Genomic DNA, 23,795 nt, shown 5'->3' with positions numbered 1-23,795 from the left:
GCGGATCTGGACAGAGGTCTTTACCGCAACCGGCACTTGGTGGAGAACGCCTTCGCCCGGCTAAAGCACTACCGGGCAGTGGCATCTCGGTTCGACAAGCTCAAGAGAAATTACGAAAGCGTCGTGGCCATGGCCTGTGCCTTTCTCTGGTTACCTATGTGAAACGGCAACAGACCCTGGCCGCGCTTCCCGAATGCTCGTGTGACGCTCGACCCCAACGGCGGCTGGTCGCTGGATCAGGCCATCGCCTTGTGCCGCGACCTGCATGGTGTGCTGGCCTATGCCGAAGACCCGTGCGGCGCCGAGAACGGCTACTCCGGTCGTGAAGTGATGGCCGAGTTCCGCCGTGCCACCGGTCTGCCCACCGCGACCAACATGATCGCGACCGACTGGCGGCAGATGGGCCACACCATCTCCCTGCAATCGGTGGATATCCCGCTGGCCGACCCGCATTTCTGGACCATGGCGGCTCCGTGCGTGTGGCGCAGATGTGCAACGACTGGGGCATGACCTGGGGCTCGCATTCGAACAACCACTTCGATATCTCCCTGGCCATGTTCACCCACGTCGCCGCTGCGGCGCCGGGTCGCGTGACCGCCATCGATACCCACTGGATCTGGCAGGACGGCCAGTACCTGATGCGTAACCCGTTGCGCATCGAAGGTGGTCTGGTGCAGGTGCCGAAAACGCCGGGCCTCGGCGTCGAGCTGGACAAGGCATCCCGCAGAGCCACAAGGTGGCGTTGGTGGATATCGTCGAAGGCGGCGAGGTGGTGCCTTATGGCGAAGTGATCGGTTATGCGCTGAAACCCATTGCCGCCGGCAGCTGGGTGACTGTGCAGGTGCTGTGCATGCCCAAGCCGCCAGTGCTGGACAACCTGCCCAAGGCGACCGTCAAGACCTCGCCCGGCGAGCCGCTGCAGGGTTACACCTTCGCAGGCTTCCGCAACCCGGATGGCTGCGTCGGCACCTGCAACTGGCGGCGGGCATGAACCTGCATATCTTCACCACCGACCGCGGCACGCCTTATGGCCTGTCCATGGTGCCGGTGATCAAGGTGGCCACACGCACGTAACTGGCCGAGCGCTGGCCGGATCTGATCGACGTCGACGCCGGGCAGATCGTCTCCGGGCGCATGACCCTGGAGCAAATGGGCTGGCACATCTTCCAGCTCTATCTGGACGTGGCCAGCGGTCACAAGCAGACCTGCGCCGAACGCCTGCGTCTGCACAACGATCTGGTACTGTTCAACTCGGCGCCGGTGACCTGAACGGGGGATCGTCATGAGCAAAGCCAAGGTGTTACAGATCGGCCCGCTGAGCGAGCGTTTCAACCGCGAGCTGGTCGACGAGTACGAGGTCAGCGCGCTGTGGCAACAGGCCGAGCCGCTGGCATTCCTGCGTGAACAGGGCGAGCAGTTCATCTACATGGTGTCCTCGGCCCGTTTCGGCTGCACCGCCGATCAGCTTTCGCTGCTGCCGAATCTGCGCGCCATCTGCAGTTTCGGCGTTGGCTACGATACCTATCCGCTGGAGCTGCTGCGTGATCGCGGCATCGTGCTCAGCACCACGCCGGATGTACTCAACGACTGCGTGGCCGACCTGGCCATGGGCTTGATGATCGACAGCGCGCGGCGCCTGTCCGAGGCTGATCGCTTCGTGCGCAGCGGCGCCTGGAGCAGCACTACGGGCTTCCCGCTGGCGCGCCGGGTCAGCGGCAAGCGCCTGGGTATCGTCGGCCTAGGCCGTATTGGCGAGGCGGTGGCACTGCGCGCCTCGGGCTTCTCCATGCCGGTGCGTTACCACAACCGGCGCCCGGTCGTGGGCAGCCGCTATCAGCACGAGCCGGATCTGCTGACGTTGGCGCGCTGGGCGGATTTCCTGGTGTTGACCTGCCCGGGCGGCAAGGCCACCCATCACCTGATCGACGCCAAGGTGCTCGAAGCGCTGGGACCTGATGGTTTTCTGATCAACGTGGCGCGTGGCTCGGTGGTCGATGAAGCGGCGCTGATCGCTGCGCTGCAGCAGAAGGTAATCGGTGGTGCCGGGCTGGATGTTTTCGAGCGCGAACCCCAGGTACCGGCAGCGTTGCGTGAATTGGACAACGTGGTGCTGCTGCCGCACGTCGGTAGCGCCAGTGTCGAGACCCGCCAGCAGATGGCCGATCTGGTGCTGGACAACCTGCGTGCCTTCATCGCCACCGGCAAGTTATTGACTCCGTTGTAGGGCGGGTGCAACCCGCCAATCAAGGCGGCGGGTTTCACCCGCCCTACAGCTTCGCGTGCAATCATGAACGGCCGCTGAATACGCCGGGCGGCATCTGCAGCCTGGCCTATCGTCACGACGTCACAAGCGCCGTGATCGCTTCTTACCTCACCTGCTGCATCCCCGGCGCACCACAAGTGCGCCGTTTTTTCTCTCTCGCGCTGATGTCAGTGCCTCATGCCCTGTAAACTGTGGAGTTTTCCGCAGGCAAGGGGCCATCCACCGTGCAGTCGGTCATTTCCATCCAGCAACTGAACAAGATCTACGCGTCCGGGCATCCGGCCTTGCAAGGCATTGACCTGGACATTCGCCAGGGCGAGATCTTCGCCTTGCTCGGCCCCAACGGCGCCGGCAAGACCACCCTGATCAGCATCATTTGCGGCATCGTCAATCCGGGCGAGGGCAAGGTGTTGGTCGGCGGTCACGACATCGTCCGCGACTACCGCGCGGCCCGCTCGCAGATCGGCCTGGTGCCGCAGGAGCTGGTCAGCGACGTATTCGAAACCGTCTGGGCGACGGTCAAGTTCAGCCGTGGCCTGTTTGGCAAGAAGCCTGACCCGGCCTACCTGGAGCAATTGCTCAAGGATCTGTCGCTGTGGGACAAACGTAACGCCAAGATCATGGAACTGTCCGGCGGCATGAAGCGCCGGGTGATGATCGCCAAGGCGCTGTCGCACGAGCCGCAGATACTGTTTCTCGATGAGCCCACCGCCGGTGTCGACGTGGAGCTGCGCCGCGACATGTGGAACATGGTGCGGCGTCTGCGTGAGCGCGGCGTGACCATCATTCTGACCACCCACTACATCGAGGAGGCCGAGGAAATGGCCGACCGTATCGGGGTGATCAGCAAAGGCCGCATCATTCTGGTGGAAGACAAGCAGGTACTGATGCACAAGCTGGGCAAGAAGCAGCTGACCCTGCACCTGCAGCAGCCGCTGTCCTGCGTGCCGGCCGAGCTGGCGCGCTATGGTCTGGAGCTGGCCGATCAGGGCCATGCCCTGGTGTTCACCTTCGACGCCCAGCACGAGAACACCGGCATCGCCGAACTGCTGCGTGATCTGGCCCAGCATGGCATCGACTTCAAGGACCTGCAGTCGAGCCAGAGTTCGTTGGAAGAAATCTTCGTCGGTCTGATCAAGGAGTCGCGCGCATGAACCTGTACGCCATCAAGGCCATCTACCTGTTCGAGCTGGCGCGCACCTGGCGCACCCTGCTGCAGAGCATCGCCACCCCGGTGATCAGCACCTCGCTGTATTTCGTGGTGTTCGGCTCGGCCATCGGTTCGAGCATGACCCAGGTGCAGGGCGTCAGTTATGGCGCCTTCATCATTCCGGGTCTGATCATGCTGGCACTGCTGACCGAGAGCATTTCCAACGCCTCGTTCGGCATCTACATGCCCAAGTACTCGGGGAGCATCTACGAGCTGCTGTCGGCGCCGGTGTCCTACCTGGAAATCCTCATTGGCTATGTCGGTGCGGCGGCGACCAAGTCGGTGATTCTCGGCCTGATCATCCTGCTCACGGCGAGGCTGTTCGTCGATTTCGAAATTCAGCATCCCATCTGGATGGCGGCGTTTCTGGTGCTGACCGCGCTGACCTTCAGCCTGTTCGGTTTCATCATCGGCGTCTGGGCCGATGGCTGGGAGAAGCTGCAGATCGTTCCGGCGCTGATCGTTACGCCGCTGACCTTCCTCGGCGGCGCTTTCTATTCGATCAGCATGCTGCCGCCGACCTGGCAGACGGTGACCCTGTTCAACCCCGTGGTGTACCTGATCAGCGCCTTCCGTTGGAGCTTCTACGGCGTGTCGGACGTCAACGTCGGCGTCAGCCTGGCCATGGTGCTGGGCTTCCTGGCGCTGTGCATCCTACTGGTGGGCTGGATCTTCAAGACCGGCTACCGGCTCAAGAGCTGAGGCCATTCGCGGCTGAAGCCGCTCCTACATAGATCGCGTACGTCTCTGATTGTAGGAGCGGCTTCAGCCGCGAAACGATAGAAATGAGGGGGCGCATAAGCGCCCCTTGTTCGATTGCAGCCTGTAGGGCGGGTGCAACCCGCCATGAATAGGTAGCGGGTTGCGCCGGCCCCACTGAGCCGTGGGAGGCGCTTTAGCGGCGATTTGCCTCGAGTCGTCGCGGCTAAAGCCCCTCCCACAGAAGCTCTACCGTGTTCGGCTTGCTCACTTCACCCGCACTTCACACTCGAAGGTTTCCGCTGGCGGCACGTTCGGCTCCCAAGGCTGCTGGTAGGTCAGCAGCAGGCGACCTTCGCCTGGCTCGCGCGCCATGAAGCGCCAGGTGGAAATGCCGCCAGCGCCCACCAGCCCGGCGTCTTCGGGATTGCTGTACACCTCGGGGCCGAGGCTTTGCAGTACGTTCGCCGCGCCATCACGGACTTCCCAGCGAAAGCCGGTGGTGGGGTTGCTGGGCAGGCTGAGAATCAGTTGCTGACCCTTGTTCAGCGTCAGCGGGCACTGCCGGTCCTTTTTCAATTCCAGCGTGCCGGATTGATGGGCGCACGCCGTAAGCAGGGCCAGGGCGGGCAGGATAAGCAGGCGCAAGGTGGCATGCATGACGAACTCCAGTCGACGAAACCTGGCCCCAGCATAGCGGCATAGACCTGTCGGTGGCGACCGTGGAGACGCACGGTTTGCTGTAGGGGCGAGCTCTGCTCGCGAATGTATGTGAGCCTGAAAAGCTTCGCGAGCAGAGCTCGCTCCTACATATGCCTCTTTAGTCGAACAGCACCTTGGCCACGTCCCCATAACGCTTGGCGAAGTGCACGGTCAAGCCTTCCTTGAGGTAGTCCGGCAACTCCTCGTAACTGCCGCGGTTGGCCTCCGGCAGGATCAGCTCGAAGATCTTCTGCCGCCGCGCTGCGATCACCTTCTCGCGCACGCCGCCGATGGGCAGCACCTGGCCGGTGAGGGTCAGCTCGCCGGTCATGGCCACGCCCTTTTTCGGCGCCTGGTTGCGCGCCAGCGAGAGCAGGGCGCTGGCCATGGTGATGCCGGCGCTGGGGCCGTCCTTGGGCGTGGCGCCTTCCGGTACGTGCAGGTGGACGAAGGCCTGGTCGAAGAAGGTCGGGTCGCCGCCGAACTGCTTGAGGTGCGAGCTGACGTAGCTGTAGGCGATCTCCGCCGACTCCTTCATCACCTCGCCGAGCTGGCCGGTGAGCTTGAAGCCGCGATTGAGCGTGTGGATACGCGTCGCCTCGATCGGCAGGGTCGCACCGCCCATGCTGGTCCAGGCCAGGCCGGTGATCACCCCGGTGCCGGCCAGCACCCGCTCGTTGCGGAACACCGGCATGCCGAGGGCTTCCTCGAGATCCTTGGCGCCGATACGGATTTTTGCCTCGGGATCGTCCAGCAGCTTGACTACCGCCTTGCGCACCAGCTTGCCCAGTTGTTTCTCCAGTTGGCGCACGCCGGCCTCGCGGGCATAGCCTTCGATCACCGCGCGCAGCGCCGCATCGCTGATGGACAGGCGCGCCTTCGGCACGCCGGCTTTCTCCAACTGCTTGGGCCACAAGTGGCGCTTGGCGATGGCCAGCTTTTCCTCGGTGATGTAGCCGGACAGGCGGATCACCTCCATGCGGTCGAGCAGCGGCCCGGGGATGGAATCGAGGGTATTGGCGGTGCAGACGAACAGCACCTTGGACAGGTCCAGGCGCAGGTCCAGATAGTGGTCGAGGAATTCGACGTTCTGCTCCGGGTCCAGCGTTTCCAGCAGCGCCGAGGCGGGGTCGCCCTGGTAGCTGATGCCCATCTTGTCGATCTCGTCGAGCATGATCACCGGGTTCATCACCTCGGCTTCCTTCAGCGCCTGCACCAGCTTGCCGGGCATGGCACCGATGTAGGTGCGGCGATGGCCCTTGATCTCCGCTTCGTCACGCATGCCGCCCACCGAGAAGCGATAGAACGGCCGGCCGAGGGATTCGGCGATGGACTTGCCGATGCTGGTCTTGCCCACGCCAGGCGGGCCGACCAGCAGCACGATGGAGCCGGCGATCTCACCCTTGAAGGCGCCGACGGCCAAGAACTCGATGATGCGCTGCTTGATGTCGTCCATGCCGGCGTGGTGCTTGTCCAGCACCTTGCGCGCGCGGCCCAGGTCGAGCTTGTCCTGGCCGTGAATGCCCCAGGGCAGGGCGGTGGCCCAGTCCAGGTAATTGCGCGTGACGGCGTATTCCGGCGAACCGGTTTCCAGGATTGACAGCTTGTTCAATTCCTCGTCGATACGCTTGCGTGCAGGCGCGGGCAGGGTCTTGCCTTCGAGGCGGGCGAGAAATTCCTCACGATCGGCACTCTTGTCGTCCTTGCTGATGCCCAGCTCCTGCTGGATCAGCTTGAGCTGCTCCTTGAGGAAGAATTCGCGCTGACGCTCGCCGATCTGTTTGTTCACCTCGGCCGACAGCTCCTTCTGCAGGCGGCCGACTTCGACCTCCTTGCGCAGCAGCGGTAGCACCTTCTCCATGCGCTTGAGCACGGGCACGGTATCCAGCACTTCCTGCAACTCGTGGCCGGAGGCGGTGGTCAGGGCGGCGGCGAAATCGGTGAGTGGCGATGGATCGTTGGGGCTGAAGCGGTTGAGGTAGTTCTTCAACTCCTCGCTGTACAGCGGGTTGAGCGGCAGCAGTTCCTTGATCGCATTGATCAGCGCCATGCCGTAGGCCTTGACCTCGTCACGCGGGTCGTTGGGCGCCTGTGGGTACTCAACTTCGGCCAGATACGGGCCGCGGCGGCTGAGCCAGCCACGGATGCGCACGCGGGTCAGTCCCTGGGCGACGAACTGCAGTTTGCCGCCTTCCTCGCTGACGTGATGTACACGCACCAGCGTGCCGTGCTCTGGCAGGCTATCGAGGTCGAACTCGCCATGTTCGTCCGGCGGGGTGTCGACGAAGAATACCGCCAGGCATTTATGCTCGGTATTGCTGACGCGCGCCAGCGTACGGCCCCAGGGCTGCTGGTTGACTATGACCGGCAGCACCTGCGCCGGAAAGAACGGGCGGTTGTGGATGGGGATGATGTAGAGCTTGTCCGGCAGCTGCTGCGCGGGCAGTACCAGGCCGGTGCTATCGGCCTTGACGTGAACTTCGACAGCTTCGGGGGTGTTGTCCTGATCGTTCATGGAGCACCTTTGTGTGTACTTTGGTTGCTAGATGGGGCGAGTGCAGGATTTTTTCAACGTTTCAGTCGAGGATCAGGCGAATGCCTTGCAGGCGCTGCTCGATCAGTGGGGTGAGCAGGGCGAAGCACTCACCGGGCGCCAGGCGAATCTGTGCCGACTCGATCAGGTCACTCTGCAGGCGCTCGATCAGCGCGAGCAGATGCGAGTCTTGTTCCTGATCGAGCATGCGCTTGCATAGAAAGCGCAGTTGCATCTGCAGCCCAGGCGGGCAGCGCTCGTAATTGGCCGCGCGTACCGCCAGGCCGCGCAGCCTGGCGAGGTCTTCGAGCGAGCGGCAGGCCTCGCCGAGCCCGCGAATTCTGGGGTGATGTTGACGGTAGAGGCGATCTTCGAGTTGTTCGATCACCGTCAGCAGTGTTTCGATCAGTCGGCAGTGGGCATCGAAGTCAGCGGGTTTGCGGCGCAACTGCGGCCAGTGGTGCTGCAGGGGAGGTAGTTGCATGCTGGCGCCGGGCCAGTTCAGCCAGAGCTGATCCAGCTGCTGCGCCTGGGTATTGCGCAGCGTGACGCTCGCGGCATCCTGCTGCGCGCCCAGCCCACGATGTTTCTGCAGGGCCTGAAGCAGGTCGAGGCAGCGCTGCACGATCTCGGTGTCCGCCTGTTTGCTGGCTTTCAACTGGCGATTTTCCGCGCGGTGGGTGAGCCAGTAGCTCAGTGTGAGCAGCACGACCAGCAGGGTCAGAAAAATGAGGGCGGCATCGCTCATCGGGGTTCGCTTGTCAGGGACGGTCGAAAGGAGCGAAGCAACTCTCCTGCCATTTGCCGGAGGCTGTGTAATGCGGTTCAGCGGGATTGATCGGGTGCACGGTAATAGGGCCTGAGGTTGTGCGGGGCTGCGAATTGGTGCGTTGGTTGCTCTAGGTGCAACCGTTTCGCTGGTGGGTGGTTGCGGCGTTTTCCCTGGGAAAGGAGTAAAGTGCAACCCTTGTTTCGTGCCACCAGTCTTTTGCGATGCTACAAGCCCGTGTGATCCGCCTGGATGAACAGGCCCATGAACATGCCCATGATCATCACCAATTGGTGATGTCCCTGGTCGGCCGCGCCGAATTCGAAGTCGGCGGCCGCGGTGGGGAAGTCTGCCGTATGCGCGCCTGCCTGGTGCCGGGCGATGCCGCCCACCAGTTCGCCGGCATGGGCGACAACCGCATGCTGATTCTCGACCTGGACGAACAGGACACCCCCAGCGAAGACCTCGAGTTGCTCCACCGTCTGTTCGAAACTCCGCGTTATCCCGCCCTCGATGTCGATTTCCAGCACCTGCTGAGCTATGCCGGCGCAGAGCTTGAGCGCTACGGTAGCGACTCGATTCTGGCACGCTCTCTTGGCGGCGTATTGCTCCGAGCCCTGCATCTGCGTCTGTTTGGCGAACAGCGCCGGCAGCCGCAAGGGGCGCTGGATCTGCAGCGCTTGGACGATTATATCGGCGAGCACCTGGCGCGGCGTATCAGTGTCGCCGAGTTGGCGCACGAAATGTGTCTGAGCCCCAGCCACTTCCATGCCCAGTTCAAGGACAGCGTCGGCCTCACGCCACACCAATACCTGCTTCAGACTCGCCTCGACCGCGCCGCGCGCATGCTGCGCGAGAGCAACCTGCCGCTGGTGCGGATCGCTGAGGAATGTGGTTTCTCCAGTCAGAGCGCCCTGACCACGGCCATGCGCCGTTACATGGGGCTGACCCCGAAGCGCCTGCGCGCCGCCTGACTCGCGCTTTTGTGGGAGCGAGCTCTGCTCGCGAAGCTTTTGCTGCTGCTGTTCGCGAGCAGAGCTCGCTCCTACAGGGCTGGCAGTTTAGGAGAGCGGCGCCTGTCACCTTGTTGAACACGCCGCCACATCAGCGGCGGCGTAACCCAGCATTGGCGCAATGTCGAAGATCGCCCAGCCGATTAAGGTGGGCTTCAGCCCACTAGTCAGCCCGCATGCCATGTAGGCCGACGATGGGCTGAAGCGGATCGCCGCCCAGCCCACTCTACCCATTCTCAGGCGTAATTCTGCGGGCTCAGCCTGCGCTCGATCAGCTCGATGAGGATGTGCAGCACCTTGATGTGCAGCTCCTGCGTGCGGTCGGCGAAGTCGCCGCCCGGGGCGCAGATGCACACATCGGCCAGGCTTTCCAGCAGCGAGCCGGGTTTGCCGGTCAGGGCGATCACCTTCACACCCAGTGCCCTGGCGGCTTCGGCGGCCTTGACCACGTTGGGGCTCTTGCCGCTGGTGCTGATGGCGATCAGTACGTCACCTTCGCGGCCATGCGACTCGATATAGCGCGAGAAGATGAAGTCGTAACCGAAATCGTTGGCCACGCAGCTGATATGGCTGGGGTCGCTGATCGACACGGCGGCGATGCCTGGACGGTTCTTGCGGTAGCGCCCGGTCAGCTCCTCGGCAAAGTGCATGGCGTCGCACATCGAGCCGCCGTTGCCGCAGGAAAAGGCCTTGCCCTTGTGCTCGAAGCTCTCGACCAGCAACTCGGCGGCCTTCTGGATATTGCCCAGGGTCTGTTCGTTGGCGAGGAAGGCCTCCAGCGCGCGCTGAGCTTCCTGCAGGCTGTTGCGGATATGTTCGATCATCGTAGGTCTTAGAACCTCTCTTAAAGTTTCGCGAGCTAGAGCCATGCAAGGCAAAAACTGGCGAGAAAGCGGAGTTTACGAGTTGTAAATGAGCATTTCGAGCCAGTTTTTAACGCTGCAGGGCCGAAGCGCAGCAGACTTTAAATAGGTTCTCAGGGGAGTTCAGGGCTGGAATAGAAGGCGGTCAGCACTTTCACCAGGTGCTCCAGGTCGTGGCTGCCGGCCAGTTCGCGAATCGAGTGCATGGCGAAGGTGGGCAGGCCGATGTCGACCGTGCGCACGCCCAGCTGGCTGGCGGTGATCGGGCCGATGGTGGAGCCGCAGGCCATGTCGCTGCGCACCACGAAGCTTTGCACCGGTACTTCGTTTTCCAGGCACAGGTGGCGGAAGAAACCCGCAGTCTCGCTGTTGGTGGCGTAGCGCTGGTTGCTGTTGATCTTGATCACCGGGCCGGCGTTGAGCTTGGGTCCGTGGTTGCCATCGTGCTTGTCGGCGTAGTTCGGGTGCACGCCGTGGGCATTGTCGGCCGATACCAGCAGCGAGCGCTGGATGCTGCGCACGAAGGCGTCGCCATCTGGCAGCACGCGGCGCAGCACCTGCTCGAGGAAGGGGCCGTCGGCGCCGCAGGCCGAGCAGGAGCCGACTTCTTCATGGTCGGTGCAGACCAGCACACAGGTTACCTCGTCGTCCGCGTCGATCAGCGCCTGCAGGCCGGCGTAGCACGACAGCAGGTTGTCCAGGCGTGCGCTGGCGATGAAGTCCTGGTTGAGGCCGACGATGGCGGCGCTCTGGGTGTCGTAGAAGCTCAGCTCGTAATCCAGCACCGCGTCGGGGTTGAAGTCGTGCTCCATGGCAAGCTGCTCGGCGAGCAGGGCGCGGAAATCGGCGGTTTCGCTGCTGGCGAGCTGGGCCAGGATCGGCGGCAGCTCGTTCTGCGGGTTGATCGCCCAGCCCTGGTTGGCCTCACGGTTGAGGTGAATGGCCAGGCTTGGGATCACGGCGATGGGCTGGTAGAAATCGATCAACTGGCTCTCGACCTTGCCGTCGCGGCGGTAGGTCACGCGGCCGGCCAGCGACAGGTCGCGGTCGAACCAGGGCGCGAGCAGGGCGCCGCCGTAGACTTCCACGCCGAGCTGGAAGAAGCCCTGGCGCTGCAGCTCCGGGTTTGGCTTGACGCGCAGGCATGGGCTGTCGGTATGCGCGCCGACCAGGCGAATGCCGCCGTCGACGGCCGGGCGTTTACCGAGCTTGAAGGCAATGATCGAGGAGTCGTTGCGGGTCACGTAATAGCGACCACCGGCTTCGGTCTGCCAGGGCGCGCGTTCGTCGAGGTGACGATAACCGGCGGCTTCCAGGCGCATGGCCAGGCTGGTGGTGGCATGAAAGGGGGTCGGCGAGGCGTTGAGAAAATCGAGCAGGCCTTGGATCAGTTCTTCGCGCATAGGGACTCCGGGCAACGATGGTGCGAGTGTAACCAATTTGCATCGCGCTGTGCCGGCCGTGCATTCGTTTGGGGCGATAGTTGCAGGCTATCTGCTGGCGCTTGCGGGGTCTTGGGCGCAGGTTGTGGCAGTCAGAAAGGTGGATGAAAAAGCGTCATCCACCCTACTGCGGGCGATCAAAATGGCGCCGGGCACTCGAAGCGCATGCGCTCACCCGTTTGCGGGTGGGTGAGGGCGAGCATGCTGGCGTGCAGGCACAGGCGCTCATGGGCGGCCAGGGCCTGTTCGTGAGCGTAGAGACGGTCGCCCAGCAGCGGATGACCGATGGACAGCATATGCACGCGCAACTGGTGCGAGCGTCCGGTGATGGGCGTGAGCTCGACCCGGCACCAGTCGCCGCAGCGCTCGATGACGCGCCAGTGGGTCAGCGCCTGTTTGCCCAGTTCGTGATCGACCACGTGGCGTGGTTTGGTCGGCGGGTCGTAGCGCAGCGGCAGGTCGATGCTGCCGCTGTCGGCCTGCGGCTGGCCCCAGCACAGGGCGGTGTAGGCCTTCTCGGTTTCACGGTCGTGGAACTGGCGCGACAGCTCGCGGTGGCTGTCGGCATCGCGGGCCAGGACGATGATGCCGGAGGTTTCCCAGTCCAGCCGATGGACGATGCGCGCCTCGGGGTAGCCGTTTTCCTGCAGGCGGGTGACCAGGCAATCCTTGTTGTCATCGGCGCGGCCCGGCACCGACAGCAGCAGGGTGGGCTTGTTGATCACCAACAAGGCGGCGTCCTGGTGGAGAATTTCGATCTGGCTTAGCGGCATGGGGCGTTCGCAACGGTCTGGTAGGAGCGAGCTCTGCTCGCGAAAAATGCAGGTTACCGATATTCGCGAGCAGAGCTCGCTCCTACAGGCTATCGATGACTACAAACGAACACGGCGGCCGAAGCCGCCGTGCGCATGGCCAGAATCGATCAGCGATCCGGCAGGGTAATGTTCAGCTCCAGGATCGAGCAACTGCCCTGGTTCTCTAGGGCGACCTGTACCTGGTCAGAGTCGATGTTGACGTACTTGCGGATCACTTCCACCAACTCCTGCTGCAGGGCAGGCAGGTAGTCCGGCTGAGTACGCTGGCCACGTTCGTGGGCAACGATGATCTGCAGGCGCTCTTTGGCGATGGATGCGGTGGTTTCCTTCTTGCGCGAACGCAAGAAGTCAAAAATATTCATTCTCGACCTCCAAACAGGCGCTGCAGGAAGCCCTGCTTCTTCACATCCAGGAAGCGGTGCGCGACTTCCTTGCCAAGCAGGCGATCAACAGCGTCGCTGTAGGCCTGGCCGGCATCGCTTTGGTCATCGAGGATGACCGGGATGCCCTGGTTGGACGCCTTGAGCACGGCCTGGGATTCGGGGATCACGCCGAGCAGGCGGATGGCGAGGATTTCCTCGACGTCTTCGACGCCGAGCATTTCGCCCTTGGTGACGCGCTCGGGGTTGTAGCGGGTCAGCAGCAGGTGTTCCTTGATCGGCTCTTCGCCTTTCTCGGCGCGGCGCGATTTGCTCGCCAGTAGGCCGAGCATGCGGTCGGAGTCACGTACCGAGGACACTTCCGGGTTGGTCACGACGATGGCTTCGTCGGCGAAATACATCGCCAGGTGTGCACCCTTCTCGATACCAGCAGGCGAGTCGCAGACCACATATTCGAAATTTTGCGACAGCTCATTGATGACTTTCTCGACGCCTTCGAGGGTCAGTGCGTCCTTGTCACGGGTCTGGCTGGCGGCCAGCACGTAGAGGTTCTCGAGACGCTTGTCCTTGATCAGGGCCTGAGTGAGGGTGGCTTCGCCGTTGACCACGTTGACGAAGTCGTACACCACGCGGCGTTCGCAGCCCATGATCAGGTCGAGGTTACGCAGGCCGACGTCGAAGTCGACGATGACGGTCTTGTGGCCGCGCAGGGCGAGGCCGGTACCGATGGCGGCGCTGGTGGTGGTTTTACCGACGCCACCCTTGCCGGAAGTGACTACGAGGATCTTGGCCAAGGTGATTCACCCTAAAAATGAATAAAACGCGGGAATCCGTCAGCCAATCGAGGCTTCCAGATGCCTTTTTGTATCCGTAAAAAAGTGGCCGCAGTATCCGTTAAAGGCGGGTGATGTTCAACACGTCACCCGACAGGCTGACATGTACCGCATCGCCCCACAGCGGGTCACGGCGCAGGTCTTCGGCGACCTTGTAATGGCCGGCGATCGACAGCATTTCGGCGCCCATTTGCTGACAGAAAATCCGTGCCTGGGTGTTGCCCTTGATGCCAGCCAGGGCGCGGCCACGCATGGGCGCGTAAACATGGATGTTGCCATCGGCGAGAAGTTCCGCCCCGGCGCTGACCGCTGCCAGGACGATCAGGTCGCCACCCTGGGCATAGATCTGCTGGCCGCCGCGCACTGGTGTGGTGACGACCCGGGCGGGCTTGTGCTCGGGCTCGGCGGGTTTTACCTCGACCTTCTTCGGCGGCGCCGGGTCGATAGGCCGCTCGCGCGCGCCGGACGGCGGCAGCACGGGCAGATCCATGGCTTCGGCGGCAGCCACATCACTTTCGCGTACGGCGCGGATGGCCAGGGTGCGCAGGCCATGGCGGCGACACAAAGCCATCAGTTGGGCCAGGTCCAGTTCACCTTCGCCTTCCGGCAGTTTGTCCAGGGCCAGCACCAGCGGCGTGTTGCTGAAGAAGGCCGGGGCCTGGGCGACTTTTTCCGTCAGTTGCGCGTCGAGGCGTTCGAGATCGTTGTGCGCCAGTTCCATCACGGTGATGGCGAGCATGCTGCCCTTGAGCTGGAATACGGGGTCTTGGGCGAGGAGGTCGGCTTGGCTCATGGTGGTGCGATGGGCCTTCTGGCGAGTCGAAAGATGCCGGACTTATAACGAGATAGCCCGCATGCCGCAAGCCGCGCGCGTCAGCGAGGCCAGAGCCGGGGCCGCAGGTTGGTGGTGTATGTCTGTCGCTGCGCTGTGCTGAACGTCTCAGGTGGCATGGATGTCGCCGAGCTGGCCGGGAAAACTGGGTTAGAATGCGCGGCTTTGTAAGTGATCGGAAACGCCTCATGGACCGCCCCCGCTTTCGCGCCTATTTTCTTCATCCGCGCTTCTGGCCGCTGTGGCTGGGCTTCGGATTGCTGTGGCTGGTGGTGCAACTGCCTTACGGCCTGCAACTGAAACTGGGGCGGGCACTGGGCTGGCTGATGTACCGCACGGCAAGCTCGCGCCGGCAGATCGCTGCGCGCAATCTGGAACTTTGCTTCCCCGACAAGAGCGCTGCCGAGCGCGAGCGCCTGCTCAAGGAGAATTTCGCTTCCACCGGTATCGCCTTCTTCGAGATGGCCATGAGCTGGTGGTGGCCCAAGGCGCGCCTGGCAAAGCTGGCGCATGTCGAAGGCCTCGAACATCTGCAGCAGGCGCAGGCCGAAGGGCAGGGGGTGATCCTCATGGCGGTGCACTTCACCACCCTCGAGATCGGCGCCGCGCTGCTCGGTCAGTTGCACACCATCGACGGCATGTACCGCGAACACGACAATCCGTTGTTCGACTACATCCAGCGACGTGGCCGCGAGCGCCACAACCTCGACGCCACCGCCATCGAGCGCGAGGACATTCGAGCCATGCTCAAGGTGCTGCGTGCCGGTCGTGCGATCTGGTACGCGCCGGATCAGGATTACGGCCGCAAGCAGAGCATCTTCGTGCCGCTGTTCGGTATTCAGGCGGCCACGGTTACCGCCACCACCAAGTTCGCCCGCCTAGGCAAGGCGCGCGTGGTGCCTTTCACCCAGCGGCGCCTGGCCGATGGCAGCGGTTATCGCCTGGTGATCCATCCGCCGCTCGAAGGCTTTCCCGGCGAGAGCGAGGAGGCCGATTGCCTGCGTATCAACCAGTGGATCGAACAGGTGGTCAGTGCCTGCCCGGAGCAGTACCTATGGGCGCATCGGCGTTTCAAGACGCGCCCCGAGGGGGAGCCGAAGCTGTACGGTAAGCGCAACTAGCAGGCCGTTGAAAAACTACCTGCGTTGGCAATGCTGCGTTAAAAACGGCCTCGCGTGCGAGCCCAGTCAAAATGCTCATTTACAACGCGTAAACCCGAGTGCGGGCCCAGTGCTTTTTTCGGCCGTTTTTGCGGGGCCGCCATCGGTATTGCCTTGCCTGCCTCGCCTACGTTTTTCAACGGCCTGCTAGCGCATCTATACTGCAACGAAAAACAGGATCGCCCGATGACCGTGATTGCCCGCCCCGATGCGCCCGTGACCGGGCTGATCCTCTCTGGTGGCGGGGCGCGGGCGGCCTATCAGGTCGGGGTGTTGGCAGCCATCGCCGATCTACTGCCGGACGCCTCGCACAATCCCTTTCCGGTGATAGTCGGGACCTCGGCCGGGGCGATCAACGCCGTTGGCCTGGCCTGTGGGGCGCTGCAGTTCGGCGAAGCCGTGCGGCGCCTGACCTCGGTCTGGCAGGGCTTTCACACCCATATGGTGTACCGCAGCGATTGGCCGGGCGTGTTGCGGCAGGCGGCGCGCTTCATTGGTCACAGCCTGCTTGGCCTGGGGCGCGATGTTCCGGTGGCCTTGCTCGACAGTTCGCCATTGCGCGAGTTGCTGGAGCGCGAGCTGGATTTCTCCGGTATCGCGGCTGCCGTGCGTCATCGACAGTTGCGGGCCGTGGCGGTGACGGCCTTCGGCTATGAAAGCGGTCAGGCGATGACCTTCTATCAGGGCCGCGCGACCATCGACCCCTGGTTTCGTCACCGTCGTGTCGGAGTGCCGACGCGGCTGCGCCTCGAACACTTGCTGGCCAGTGCGTCGATTCCGCTGATATTCCCGCCGGTGAAGATCAACCGCGAATACTTCGGCGACGGCGCGGTACGCCAGGCGGCGCCGATCAGCCCGGCCTTGCACCTGGGGGCCAGTCGCGTGCTGGTGATTGGCGTGAGTGGCAATGCACAGAGCAATGCCTCGGCCCCTGTGCCGGTCACCCCGACCAATCGCCCGCCGAGCCTGGCGCAGATCGGCGGGCATATGCTCAACAGCACCTTTATCGACAATCTGGAGACGGACATCGAGCAGCTCGAACGGCTCAACCAGATGAGCGCACTGGTGCCGCCGGAGCGGCGTCCGCGTGGCTTGGGTTTGAACCCGGTGGACGTGCTGGTGATCGCGCCGAGCCAGCCGCTGGATCAGATCGCCGCGCGTCATCAGCGCGAGCTGCCCAGGGCGCTGCGTCTGTTTCTGCGTGGTCCTGGGGCAACCAAAGCCGGTGGAGCGGGGGTGCTCAGCTACCTGCTGTTCGAGCCCGGCTATTGCAGTGAACTGATCGAGTTGGGTTATCAGGATGCGATGGCGCGCAAGGCCGACCTCTGTCGCTTTCTCGGGCTGGTCGATGTGGCGCAGCCCGCCGGAAACATAGCCGGATAAAGTCCGGTTATGTGTCTCAATACCGATCAGATAAGATTTCCCAGGCATTTTCGTAGTGTTGGGGCGAAGCAGATAAGCGTTGCCTGTGACACTACGGAACTGTAGGAGCAGGCTTGCCGGCGATGCTTGAGGATGATCAGCAAAGGGGCGGATCGCCAGCAAGCCGGCTCCTACAAACGCCCCCTTTCCGCTTAACGGACTGGCACTAGGCTACGTGCCTGGGGCTGGAGTGCCGAGTTATCGATGTCGACTTGGCGCCTTCGGCATCAGGCCAGCACACCATCGCGAAAGTCACGCAGAGCCTGCTCGATTTCCTCACGGCTGTTCATCACGAACGGTCCGTACTGGACGATGGGCTCGTTCAGTGGTGTGCCGGCGATCAGCAGCACCCGTGCGCCATGAGCGCTGGCCAGGTGCAGTGCGCCCGCGTCAGACAGGCGTACCAGGCGCCCGGCGCTGACCGGTTGAGCGCTGGCCCCAGGCAGCTCCAGCAAACCCTGGTAGACGTAGAGCATGACCCGCTGACCATCGGCCAGGCGCGGTGCAACCTGGCTGCCGGCCGGCAGATGTAGGTCGAACAGCTGAGGCTGGGTGTGCGGACGTTGCACGGCGCCAGCCTGGCGGATATCGCCGTCATCGAACTCACCGGCGATCACCACCACTTCGGCACCGTACGCTGTGTTGATGCGCGGGATCTCGCTGGCCGGGATGTCGCGATAACCCGCTTCGCCCAGCTTGTCCTTGGCTGGCAGGTTGAGCCACAGCTGGAAGCCGCGCATGGCGCCGGACTCCTGCTCGGGCATTTCGCTGTGGATGATGCCGCGCGCGGCGGTCATCCATTGCACGGCGCCACTGCCGAGCAGGCCGACGTTGCCCAGGTGATCCTCATGGCGCATGCGCCCTTCGAGCATGTAGGTGATGGTCTCGAAACCGCGATGCGGGTGCGGCGGGAAACCGGCGATGTAGTCGTCAGGGTTGTCGGTGGAAAACTCGTCGAGCATCAGGAAGGGATCGAAGCGCTCCAGGCCCGGCCCACCGATCACGCGGTTGAGGCGCACCCCCGCGCCGTCCGAGGCGGGTTGGCCAGGCTGGATGCTGATGACGCGGCGTGGCGAAGTCATGGCGAGCTCCTTGGGAGGTAGGAATGGCGCCATGCTAGTCGTATCGAATCGATATTTGGGTGGAAAATTTGCCGGCCATGCATCGATTAATTCGATGCATGGCCCAGGCTTCAGTCGGCAATCTTCAGCTTGCGCGACTCGTGGTAGAAGTAACGAATCTTCTCGTACTCGAATGGCGAGTTCAGCTGGCCGTAGCGGAAGCCGGTATTGGCGCGGGTGTCGACGATACGCAGCGCCGTGATGCCGGGATTGTCGGCGCTGGCATCGGCCACATCAAGGTAGTTGACCGCGCCTTCCAGGCTGTAATCCGCCACCAGGCCGCCGGTGTCGCGCAGGTTCGACGGGCCGAGCAGCGGCAGCATCAGGTAAGGGCCGGCCGGTACGCCGTAGTAACCCAGGGTCTGGCCGAAGTCCTCGCTCAAGCGTGGCAGGCCCATCTTGGTGGCCGGGTCCCACAGGCCACCGACTCCGATGATGGTATTGAAGAGCAGCCGTGCAGTGCTGTTCATCGCCCGTTGGCCCTTGAGTTGCAACAGGCTGTTGGCCAGCGTGGGAATTTCCCCCAGATTGTTGAAGAAGTTGTGCACGCCGGTCTGCACCAGATTGGGTGTGACGTAGCGGTAGCCGTCGACCACGGGCAGGAAGACCCACTGATCGAAACGGTAGTTGAAGTGGTAGACGCGGCGGTTCCATGACTCCAGGGGGTCATAGACCTGCAGGGCGTCACTGGAGGCGCGCTCGAATTCCTGCTGGTCCAGCCCCGGGTTGAACTGCAGGTGCTGCAGCGGGTTGGTGAAACCGTCAGGGTCGACCTGGTTTGCGGCCAGGGCCTGCCCGCCGGCCAGCAGCAGGGCGATGGTCAGGGTGCTGTGCTTAACCACGGAAGAACTCCAGCATGGCGTCGGCATTGACGCGATAGTTGAGGTTGCCGCAGTGCCCGCCACGCGGGTAAAGGGTCAGGCGGTCGCCGAAGGTGCGGCGCAGGAAACCGATATCGCCCTGGCCGAGGATCAGGTCATCGGCGTTGTGCATCACGGCGATCTTGTCGCTGCCTTTGAGGTAGTCCTCGAGGGCATACAGGCTGGTCTTGTCGATCAACTGATTGAGGCTGCCGCCGTCATAGCGGGCGCGCCACATGGGTATCAGTTGCTCGGCGATATAGCAGTCGAAGTCACAGCGCAGGGCCATCTGGAAGAAGGGCGTGAGGCTGGTGCCCTCGGTGATGCGGTAGTCACGTGGGGTGATCAGGCCGCGGCGATTGAGCAGGTCCGAGGTGAAGACGATATCGGCAGAAGAAAAACGGAACGCGGTGCCGATGAGCATGGCCAGTTGTTCGTTGGAGAGCTTATGTCTCGACTGCTGGAAGTCATAGAGCATGGCCTCGTTGATATCCAGGTAGCCCTTGTCGTTGAAGTAACGGGTCAGCTTGCCCAGCACCAGATCATAGAAGTTGGTGCTGTTGTCGATGCCCTGCACCCTGGTCTGTACCAGCTTGTCCAGATTGGTGATGGAGGTGTAGAGGTTGACCGGCGGATTGAGCAGCAGCACCCGCTTGAAGTCGAAGGCGCGACGGGTTTCATCAAGCTGGCTGACGAACGCGGCGTGCAGCGCGCCGAGGCTGTAGCCGGTGAGCATGAACTTACTGACATCGAGCTTCGGGTGCTGGGCGCGTACAGCCTGCATCACGCGGTACAGGTCGTCGGCATCTTCCGGGCTGTAACCGGGTGTGGCAGAGCGTGAGGCGGCAGCCATGAAGTCATAGCTGGTTGGTGACGACAGCTGCACCACATGGAAACCGGCGCCGTAGAAGAGTTTCTTCAGGTATTCGTTGGTGCCGCTGGCGTAGTGTGCGCCGGTGCCGGCGATGATGAAGATCAGCGGCGCGCGGCCTTTCTGCTCGGCCAGGCGATAACGCAGCCGGGTCACTGGCCAGAAGTTCTCCAGCAACTCGAATTGTCGATCCGGGCGCAGGCGTACCGAGTAGTCGCGCTGCCGGATGTCTGCATCGGCCGGCAGCGCCGGGCGCAGCTCGGGCGGCGTGGTGGCGATGGTCGCCTCGAACGGGTTGGCCAGCGGATAACCGTAGCTTTCGGCGTCCACATCGGCGGCCAGCGCCGAGGCACAGAAAACCAGGCCACTGAACAGGGCGGCAAGTCGGGCAAGGCTGAGCATGTACTGAGTCCCTTCGAATAAGAGATCGTCTGGATTGAACTGCCGGCGTATGACAGCAGCATGCGGGGCAAAGTGCCAGTCCATCCTGCCTTATCGCAGGGAAAGATGAGTCGCTGCAAGGCTGACTCACTGCCGGTGCAGGTTTCAGGCCTGGTGATGCAGCCAGGCATGCCTGGGGCGCTGGGCCGCAGGATTGCGCTTACGTTCGAAGCGCTGCCAGATTTTCTCGTGGAAGTAGAAACCCACGGAATTGCACAGCGGTTCGATGGCGGCCACCAGGCCACTGGCGGCAACGCTGCCGGTCAGCGCGTAGGTGACGCCGAAGGCGATGCAGAAGTGCATGATGGTGAAGGTCAGGGTCTTGAGCATGATGCACCTACTTGAGAATCATTTCCTATGTAGGCAAGGCTAGTCGCACGCCCTCGAGTCGGGAAATGCGGCGTTTGCATGGTTGTAATAGTTCTGCTCAATGAGGTTTTGGCTTTGAGGCGATTTTTATCTATTTATCTTCGCCGCTCAAAGGAGGCGCAATGTTTTGGCGTATGGCTGCCGACGCGCTGGTGGTGATCCACCTGGGCTTCATCCTGTTCGTCATGCTCGGCGGCCTGTTGCTGCTGCGCTGGCCAAGCCTGATCTGGCTGCATGTGCCGGCGGTGGCCTGGGGTGTAATCGTCGAATGCCTGCACCTGGGCTGCCCGCTGACGCCCTGGGAAAACCAGTTGCGCCGTATGGCCGGGCAGGCCGGCTACGAGGGCGGCTTCATCGAGCATTATCTGATACCGCTGATCTATCCGGCCGGGCTCACCCCGGCTATTCAGCTGTGGCTGGGGGCCATCGTCGTACTGGTCAACGCTGCCGTATATGCCTGGCTGATCGGGCGCTGGCGCAGGAAAACGTGATCGTGATTTGCCCTGCCTATTCATAAATCTGATGAAGGCATGGTGGCTTTATCGCCTTCGCTACACTGGCAGCCATCGTAACCAATCAATGAAGGCAGGGCTGCTATGCAAAACCGCATGATGATCACGGGCGCCGGTTCCGGTCTGGGCCGCGAAATGGCCCTGCGCTGGGCGCGTGAGGGCTGGCGCCTGGCGCTGGCTGATGTCAACGAGGCCGGGCTGGCGCAAACCCTTAAGCTGGTGCGTGAGGCCGGTGGCGATGGCTTCACTCGCCGTTGCGACGTACGTGACTACAGCCAGCTGACCGCCCTGGCGCAAGCCTGCGAAGAGCAGTTCGGCGGTATCGATGTGATCGTCAACAACGCCGGTGTCGCCTCTGGTGGGTTCTTCAGCGAGCTGTCGCTGGAGGATTGGGACTGGCAGATCGCGATCAACCTGATGGGCGTGGTCAAGGGCTGCAAGGCATTTCTGCCGCTGCTGGAAAAGAGCAAGGGCAAGATCGTCAATATCGCCTCCATGGCCGCCCTGATGCAGGGGCCGGGCATGAGTAACTACAACGTGGCCAAGGCCGGCGTGGTGGCCCTGTCGGAAAGCCTGCTGGCGGAGCTGCGCCAGCTGGAGATCGGCGTGCATGTGGTCTGTCCGTCCTTCTTCCAGACCAACCTGCTGGATTCCTTCCGTGGCCCGACCCCGGCGATGAAGGCTCAGGTCGGCAAGCTGCTGGAGAGTTCGCCGATCAGTGCAGCGGATATCGCCGATTACATCCACGCTGAAGTGGCCAAGGGCAGTTTCATGATCCTGCCGCATGAAATGGGGCGCATGGCCTGGGCGCTGAAGCAGAAGAACCCGCAGGCGCTCTATGACGAGATGGCCAACATGGCCGAGAAGATGCGTGGCAAGGCCAAGTCCGCCAGCTGACCATGAGGTCAGTTATTTCCTTCTGTAGGCTTGCCTGGCGCGGCCTGCAGGGGTAGGGTTGCCGCCCCCGGCCTGCCTGCCGTCATGACCTCGGATAACTCGTGAAACCAGTCCCTCGGGCCCTGTTGCTGGTCGCCCTGGTGTTGGCGGCGATCAATTTGCGCCCTGGCATCACTTCCCTCGCGCCTTTGATCGAGCGCATCGCCATGGAGCTGTCGCTAAGCCGCAGCTTCATCAGCCTGACCACGGCCTTGCCGGTATTGTGCATGGGCCTGCTCGCGCCCCTGGCGCCGCGCCTGGCCATGCGCTGGGGGCTGGAGCGCACCATCGTGGTCTGTCTCGGAGTAATTGGCCTGGCGCTGTTGTCGCGTCTGGCCGCGCATCAGAGTGCGGTGCTGATCGGCAGTGCCATCGCGCTGGGTGCTGCCATCGCCGTGGCCGGCCCCTTGCTGTCAGGCTTTATCAAGCGCCATTTCGCCAGCCAGATGGGGCGTGTGGTCGGCTGGTATTCGCTGGGCATGGCCATTGGTGGTGCCGGTGGTGCAGTGCTGACTGCGCCGGCCACGGCGCTGTTCGGCGATGCCTGGCACCTGGGCCTGGCGGTGTGGGCTACGCCGGCGTTGCTCGGGGTGATGCTCTGGCTGTGGTTGCCCAACCAGGCCGGCGCAGCCGAAGGCCAGGAGAGCGCTGGATTGCCCTGGCGGCAGCCGCGCGCCTGGCTGATCAGTTGCTTCTTTGCCATTCAGGCCGGACTGTTCTATGCCATCGCCACCTGGGCCGTGGCACGCTACCACGAAGCCGGGCTGAGCATGTTGCGCAGCAACTCGCTGCTCAGCCTGGCCATGCTCATGGGCTTGCCCAGTTCGTTCCTGTTGCCTTGGCTGGCTCAGCGCTACAACGCTCGTTACCCGCTGCTGCTGGCGTGCGGGCTGGTCACCTGTGGCTGCCTGGCGATGGTGACCTTCATGCCGCGTTTCGTTCCCGAATTGTGGGCGGTGGTCATGGGCTTCTCGATGGGCGGCTCCTTCGCCCTGTCACTGGTGCTGCCGCTGTACGAAGCCGGTTCACCCCTGGCCGTCAGCCGCTGGACGGCGATGATGCTGTTCACCGGTTACAGCCTTGGCAGCCTGACGCCCATCCTTACCGGGCTGGCCCGCGACTTGTCCGGCAGTTACCACCTGCCGTTCGCCGTGCTCACCGTGCTGGCCCTGGTGATGACGCTGGTGGCGTGGTTGCTGGGGCGTAATCGCCGGCAGCGGCATTGAGCAATTGGCCGCAGTTCCTTTCCTGCCCAGGCGGGCTGTGTTAGAAGGCGTTCTGCTTTTTCAGGAGTGCCGGTGTGGAGTCCGAATCCATCGTCTATGGCTGCATCCGTGACTGGCCCTCGGATGACCCCGAGCTGCGTCGCCTGCGCCGTGAAACCAATCATGGCGTGCTGGCGGAATTGCCGGCTGGCGAGTTGTGGCCTTTTCTCGGGCGCGAGATGTTTTCCTTCTGCGAGGCGCCGGGGGCGGGCTTGTACCAGACCCAGGTGATCCACTTCGGCGCCAGCTATGGCGCGATCGAGTACGAGTGGAACCTGTGGATCGAAGCCTTCGAGGCACTGCTCAAGCGCCTGTACTGGGCCAGCGCGGTGGTGCACCTGGAAACCGAGCTCAATGGCACGCACACCTTCCGCTGGGAGTCCGACAATGGTTTTCACAGCCCGCAGGAGGGTGGGCTGCGTGTGCGCTGCGCCTGGGAGCGTGAGGGGACGTTGCGCGGCTGAGGCAAAGCGTTCGCCACAGC

Annotated in this window: 24 protein-coding genes and 3 pseudogenes; 14 read left to right on the top strand and 13 right to left on the bottom strand. The window is 63.0% G+C overall.

Features of this window, described 5'->3' with window-relative positions:
• From DBO86_RS22030 to DBO86_RS22005, 7 genes and pseudogenes are all read left to right on the top strand, one after another.
• Nucleotides 1-162: pseudogene (locus DBO86_RS22030) on the top strand (IS5/IS1182 family transposase); the annotation flags it as partial.
• Between the two features lie 21 nt (nt 163-183).
• Nucleotides 184-713: pseudogene (locus tag DBO86_RS22025) on the top strand (enolase C-terminal domain-like protein); the annotation flags it as partial.
• A 23-nt stretch (nt 714-736) separates the two neighbouring features.
• Nucleotides 737-991, top strand: coding sequence for an SAF domain-containing protein (locus DBO86_RS26130; protein ID WP_305955027.1), 255 nt, complete (start codon nt 737-739; stop codon nt 989-991).
• Nucleotides 967-1,269 (top strand): annotated as a pseudogene (gene garD, locus DBO86_RS26125) (galactarate dehydratase); the annotation flags it as partial. The gene DBO86_RS26130 and the pseudogene garD, both read left to right, overlap by 25 nt.
• Before the next feature lie 13 nt (nt 1,270-1,282).
• Nucleotides 1,283-2,224, top strand: a complete 942-nt coding sequence (locus DBO86_RS22015; protein WP_108234837.1) for a 2-hydroxyacid dehydrogenase — start codon at nt 1,283-1,285, stop codon at nt 2,222-2,224.
• A gap of 263 nt (nt 2,225-2,487) precedes the next feature.
• Nucleotides 2,488-3,417 (top strand): ABC transporter ATP-binding protein, encoded by a 930-nt coding sequence (locus DBO86_RS22010; protein WP_004423387.1) that lies wholly within the window; start codon nt 2,488-2,490, stop codon nt 3,415-3,417.
• Nucleotides 3,414-4,175: an ABC transporter permease gene (locus DBO86_RS22005; protein ID WP_074860274.1), complete on the top strand. Its 762-nt coding sequence runs from the start codon at nt 3,414-3,416 to the stop codon at nt 4,173-4,175. The genes DBO86_RS22010 and DBO86_RS22005 overlap by 4 nt, the downstream gene beginning before the upstream one ends.
• 264 nt (nt 4,176-4,439) lie before the next feature.
• On the opposite strand, the gene DBO86_RS22000 is transcribed toward DBO86_RS22005, so the two are convergent.
• The 3 genes from DBO86_RS22000 to DBO86_RS21990 all read right to left on the bottom strand — a co-directional run bounded on the left by DBO86_RS22000 (nt 4,440) and on the right by DBO86_RS21990 (nt 8,155).
• Nucleotides 4,440-4,832 carry a protease inhibitor I42 family protein gene (locus DBO86_RS22000; RefSeq protein WP_074860272.1) on the bottom strand — a complete coding sequence of 131 codons (393 nt, stop codon included), beginning with the start codon at nt 4,830-4,832 and terminating at the stop codon, nt 4,440-4,442.
• 160 nt (nt 4,833-4,992) lie between these two features.
• Nucleotides 4,993-7,389 carry an endopeptidase La gene (lon, locus tag DBO86_RS21995; protein ID WP_074860269.1) on the bottom strand — a complete coding sequence of 799 codons (2,397 nt, stop codon included), beginning with the start codon at nt 7,387-7,389 and terminating at the stop codon, nt 4,993-4,995.
• A 61-nt stretch (nt 7,390-7,450) separates the two neighbouring features.
• Nucleotides 7,451-8,155 carry a hypothetical protein gene (locus tag DBO86_RS21990; protein ID WP_074860267.1) on the bottom strand — a complete coding sequence of 235 codons (705 nt, stop codon included), beginning with the start codon at nt 8,153-8,155 and terminating at the stop codon, nt 7,451-7,453.
• Between the two features lie 245 nt (nt 8,156-8,400).
• Here DBO86_RS21990 and DBO86_RS21985 point away from each other — a divergent pair, with 245 nt between their 5' ends.
• On the top strand, nt 8,401-9,150 hold the full coding sequence (locus tag DBO86_RS21985) for a helix-turn-helix transcriptional regulator (RefSeq protein ID WP_004423396.1): 750 nt from the start codon (nt 8,401-8,403) through the stop codon (nt 9,148-9,150).
• A 275-nt stretch (nt 9,151-9,425) separates the two neighbouring features.
• Here the strand turns inward: DBO86_RS21985 and lpcA are convergent, their stop codons facing one another.
• The 6 genes from lpcA to minC all read right to left on the bottom strand — a co-directional run bounded on the left by lpcA (nt 9,426) and on the right by minC (nt 14,315).
• The gene (lpcA, locus tag DBO86_RS21980) at nt 9,426-10,013 is read right to left on the bottom strand and encodes a D-sedoheptulose 7-phosphate isomerase (RefSeq protein ID WP_108234836.1); all 588 of its coding nucleotides are present in this window, start codon (nt 10,011-10,013) and stop codon (nt 9,426-9,428) included.
• 152 nt (nt 10,014-10,165) lie between these two features.
• On the bottom strand, nt 10,166-11,455 hold the full coding sequence (locus tag DBO86_RS21975; protein ID WP_084341515.1) for a M18 family aminopeptidase: 1,290 nt from the start codon (nt 11,453-11,455) through the stop codon (nt 10,166-10,168).
• A gap of 176 nt (nt 11,456-11,631) precedes the next feature.
• Nucleotides 11,632-12,267 carry an RluA family pseudouridine synthase gene (locus DBO86_RS21970; protein ID WP_004423405.1) on the bottom strand — a complete coding sequence of 212 codons (636 nt, stop codon included), beginning with the start codon at nt 12,265-12,267 and terminating at the stop codon, nt 11,632-11,634.
• Between the two features lie 149 nt (nt 12,268-12,416).
• Nucleotides 12,417-12,671: a cell division topological specificity factor MinE gene (minE, locus tag DBO86_RS21965; RefSeq protein ID WP_004423407.1), complete on the bottom strand. Its 255-nt coding sequence runs from the start codon at nt 12,669-12,671 to the stop codon at nt 12,417-12,419.
• Nucleotides 12,668-13,483 (bottom strand): septum site-determining protein MinD, encoded by an 816-nt coding sequence (gene minD, locus DBO86_RS21960; RefSeq protein ID WP_004423409.1) that lies wholly within the window; start codon nt 13,481-13,483, stop codon nt 12,668-12,670. Before minD ends, minE begins: the two co-directional genes overlap by 4 nt.
• Before the next feature lie 100 nt (nt 13,484-13,583).
• The gene (gene minC / locus DBO86_RS21955; RefSeq protein WP_004423412.1) at nt 13,584-14,315 is read right to left on the bottom strand and encodes a septum site-determining protein MinC; all 732 of its coding nucleotides are present in this window, start codon (nt 14,313-14,315) and stop codon (nt 13,584-13,586) included.
• A gap of 227 nt (nt 14,316-14,542) precedes the next feature.
• Between minC and DBO86_RS21950 the strand changes: the two genes are divergently transcribed.
• The gene (locus tag DBO86_RS21950) at nt 14,543-15,475 is read left to right on the top strand and encodes a lipid A biosynthesis lauroyl acyltransferase (RefSeq protein WP_074860260.1); all 933 of its coding nucleotides are present in this window, start codon (nt 14,543-14,545) and stop codon (nt 15,473-15,475) included.
• A 225-nt stretch (nt 15,476-15,700) separates the two neighbouring features.
• On the top strand, nt 15,701-16,897 hold the full coding sequence (locus tag DBO86_RS21945; protein ID WP_108234835.1) for a patatin-like phospholipase family protein: 1,197 nt from the start codon (nt 15,701-15,703) through the stop codon (nt 16,895-16,897).
• 266 nt (nt 16,898-17,163) lie between these two features.
• Here the strand turns inward: DBO86_RS21945 and DBO86_RS21940 are convergent, their stop codons facing one another.
• The 4 genes from DBO86_RS21940 to DBO86_RS21925 all read right to left on the bottom strand — a co-directional run bounded on the left by DBO86_RS21940 (nt 17,164) and on the right by DBO86_RS21925 (nt 20,559).
• On the bottom strand, nt 17,164-18,018 hold the full coding sequence (locus DBO86_RS21940) for a pirin family protein (RefSeq protein ID WP_108234834.1): 855 nt from the start codon (nt 18,016-18,018) through the stop codon (nt 17,164-17,166).
• 110 nt (nt 18,019-18,128) lie between these two features.
• Nucleotides 18,129-18,899 (bottom strand): MlaA family lipoprotein, encoded by a 771-nt coding sequence (locus DBO86_RS21935; protein ID WP_108234833.1) that lies wholly within the window; start codon nt 18,897-18,899, stop codon nt 18,129-18,131.
• Complete coding sequence (locus DBO86_RS21930; RefSeq protein WP_108234861.1) at nt 18,892-20,190, bottom strand: alpha/beta fold hydrolase family protein; 1,299 nt, start codon at nt 20,188-20,190, stop codon at nt 18,892-18,894. Before DBO86_RS21930 ends, DBO86_RS21935 begins: the two co-directional genes overlap by 8 nt.
• A 144-nt stretch (nt 20,191-20,334) precedes the next feature.
• Complete coding sequence (locus DBO86_RS21925; protein ID WP_004423427.1) at nt 20,335-20,559, bottom strand: DUF2061 domain-containing protein; 225 nt, start codon at nt 20,557-20,559, stop codon at nt 20,335-20,337.
• A 161-nt stretch (nt 20,560-20,720) separates the two neighbouring features.
• Between DBO86_RS21925 and DBO86_RS21920 the strand changes: the two genes are divergently transcribed.
• From DBO86_RS21920 to DBO86_RS21905, 4 genes are all read left to right on the top strand, one after another.
• Entirely contained in the window at nt 20,721-21,089 is a 369-nt protein-coding gene (locus DBO86_RS21920) for a DUF2784 domain-containing protein (RefSeq protein WP_004423428.1), read from the top strand.
• 105 nt (nt 21,090-21,194) lie between these two features.
• The gene (locus tag DBO86_RS21915) at nt 21,195-22,007 is read left to right on the top strand and encodes an SDR family oxidoreductase (protein ID WP_108234832.1); all 813 of its coding nucleotides are present in this window, start codon (nt 21,195-21,197) and stop codon (nt 22,005-22,007) included.
• Nucleotides 22,008-22,108: 101 nt separating this feature from the next.
• Complete coding sequence (locus DBO86_RS21910; RefSeq protein WP_084340644.1) at nt 22,109-23,272, top strand: MFS transporter; 1,164 nt, start codon at nt 22,109-22,111, stop codon at nt 23,270-23,272.
• Nucleotides 23,273-23,346: 74 nt separating this feature from the next.
• A complete protein-coding gene (locus DBO86_RS21905) occupies nt 23,347-23,775 on the top strand; it encodes a hypothetical protein (protein WP_108234831.1) in 429 nt (142 codons plus the stop codon).
• Nucleotides 23,776-23,795: the final 20 nt, after the last annotated feature.

The sequence above is a fragment of the Ectopseudomonas oleovorans genome (assembly GCF_003052605.1).
In the GTDB taxonomy this organism is placed as follows: Bacteria; Pseudomonadota; Gammaproteobacteria; order Pseudomonadales; family Pseudomonadaceae; genus Aquipseudomonas; species Aquipseudomonas oleovorans_A.
This window is presented reverse-complemented; position numbering and strand designations above follow the sequence as displayed.

Bases quoted from the DNA above. Each gene is read 5' to 3' on its own strand.
- DBO86_RS22000 (WP_074860272.1), bottom strand. From the start codon at position 4,832: ATGCATGCCACCTTGCGCCTGCTTATCCTGCCCGCCCTGGCCCTGCTT.
- DBO86_RS21970 (WP_004423405.1), bottom strand. From the start codon at position 12,267: ATGCCGCTAAGCCAGATCGAAATTCTCCACCAGGACGCCGCCTTGTTG.
- DBO86_RS21975 (WP_084341515.1), bottom strand. From the start codon at position 11,455: ATGCGCGAAGAACTGATCCAAGGCCTGCTCGATTTTCTCAACGCCTCG.
- DBO86_RS21945 (WP_108234835.1), top strand. From the start codon at position 15,701: ATGACCGTGATTGCCCGCCCCGATGCGCCCGTGACCGGGCTGATCCTC.
- DBO86_RS21950 (WP_074860260.1), top strand. From the start codon at position 14,543: ATGGACCGCCCCCGCTTTCGCGCCTATTTTCTTCATCCGCGCTTCTGG.
- DBO86_RS21925 (WP_004423427.1), bottom strand. From the start codon at position 20,559: ATGCTCAAGACCCTGACCTTCACCATCATGCACTTCTGCATCGCCTTC.
- DBO86_RS21930 (WP_108234861.1), bottom strand. From the start codon at position 20,190: ATGCTCAGCCTTGCCCGACTTGCCGCCCTGTTCAGTGGCCTGGTTTTC.
- DBO86_RS21940 (WP_108234834.1), bottom strand. From the start codon at position 18,018: ATGACTTCGCCACGCCGCGTCATCAGCATCCAGCCTGGCCAACCCGCC.
- lon (WP_074860269.1), bottom strand. From the start codon at position 7,389: ATGAACGATCAGGACAACACCCCCGAAGCTGTCGAAGTTCACGTCAAG.
- minE (WP_004423407.1), bottom strand. From the start codon at position 12,671: ATGAATATTTTTGACTTCTTGCGTTCGCGCAAGAAGGAAACCACCGCA.
- DBO86_RS22015 (WP_108234837.1), top strand. From the start codon at position 1,283: ATGAGCAAAGCCAAGGTGTTACAGATCGGCCCGCTGAGCGAGCGTTTC.
- DBO86_RS21990 (WP_074860267.1), bottom strand. From the start codon at position 8,155: ATGAGCGATGCCGCCCTCATTTTTCTGACCCTGCTGGTCGTGCTGCTC.
- DBO86_RS21920 (WP_004423428.1), top strand. From the start codon at position 20,721: ATGTTTTGGCGTATGGCTGCCGACGCGCTGGTGGTGATCCACCTGGGC.
- DBO86_RS21915 (WP_108234832.1), top strand. From the start codon at position 21,195: ATGCAAAACCGCATGATGATCACGGGCGCCGGTTCCGGTCTGGGCCGC.
- DBO86_RS22005 (WP_074860274.1), top strand. From the start codon at position 3,414: ATGAACCTGTACGCCATCAAGGCCATCTACCTGTTCGAGCTGGCGCGC.
- DBO86_RS21985 (WP_004423396.1), top strand. From the start codon at position 8,401: ATGCTACAAGCCCGTGTGATCCGCCTGGATGAACAGGCCCATGAACAT.
- lpcA (WP_108234836.1), bottom strand. From the start codon at position 10,013: ATGATCGAACATATCCGCAACAGCCTGCAGGAAGCTCAGCGCGCGCTG.
- minC (WP_004423412.1), bottom strand. From the start codon at position 14,315: ATGAGCCAAGCCGACCTCCTCGCCCAAGACCCCGTATTCCAGCTCAAG.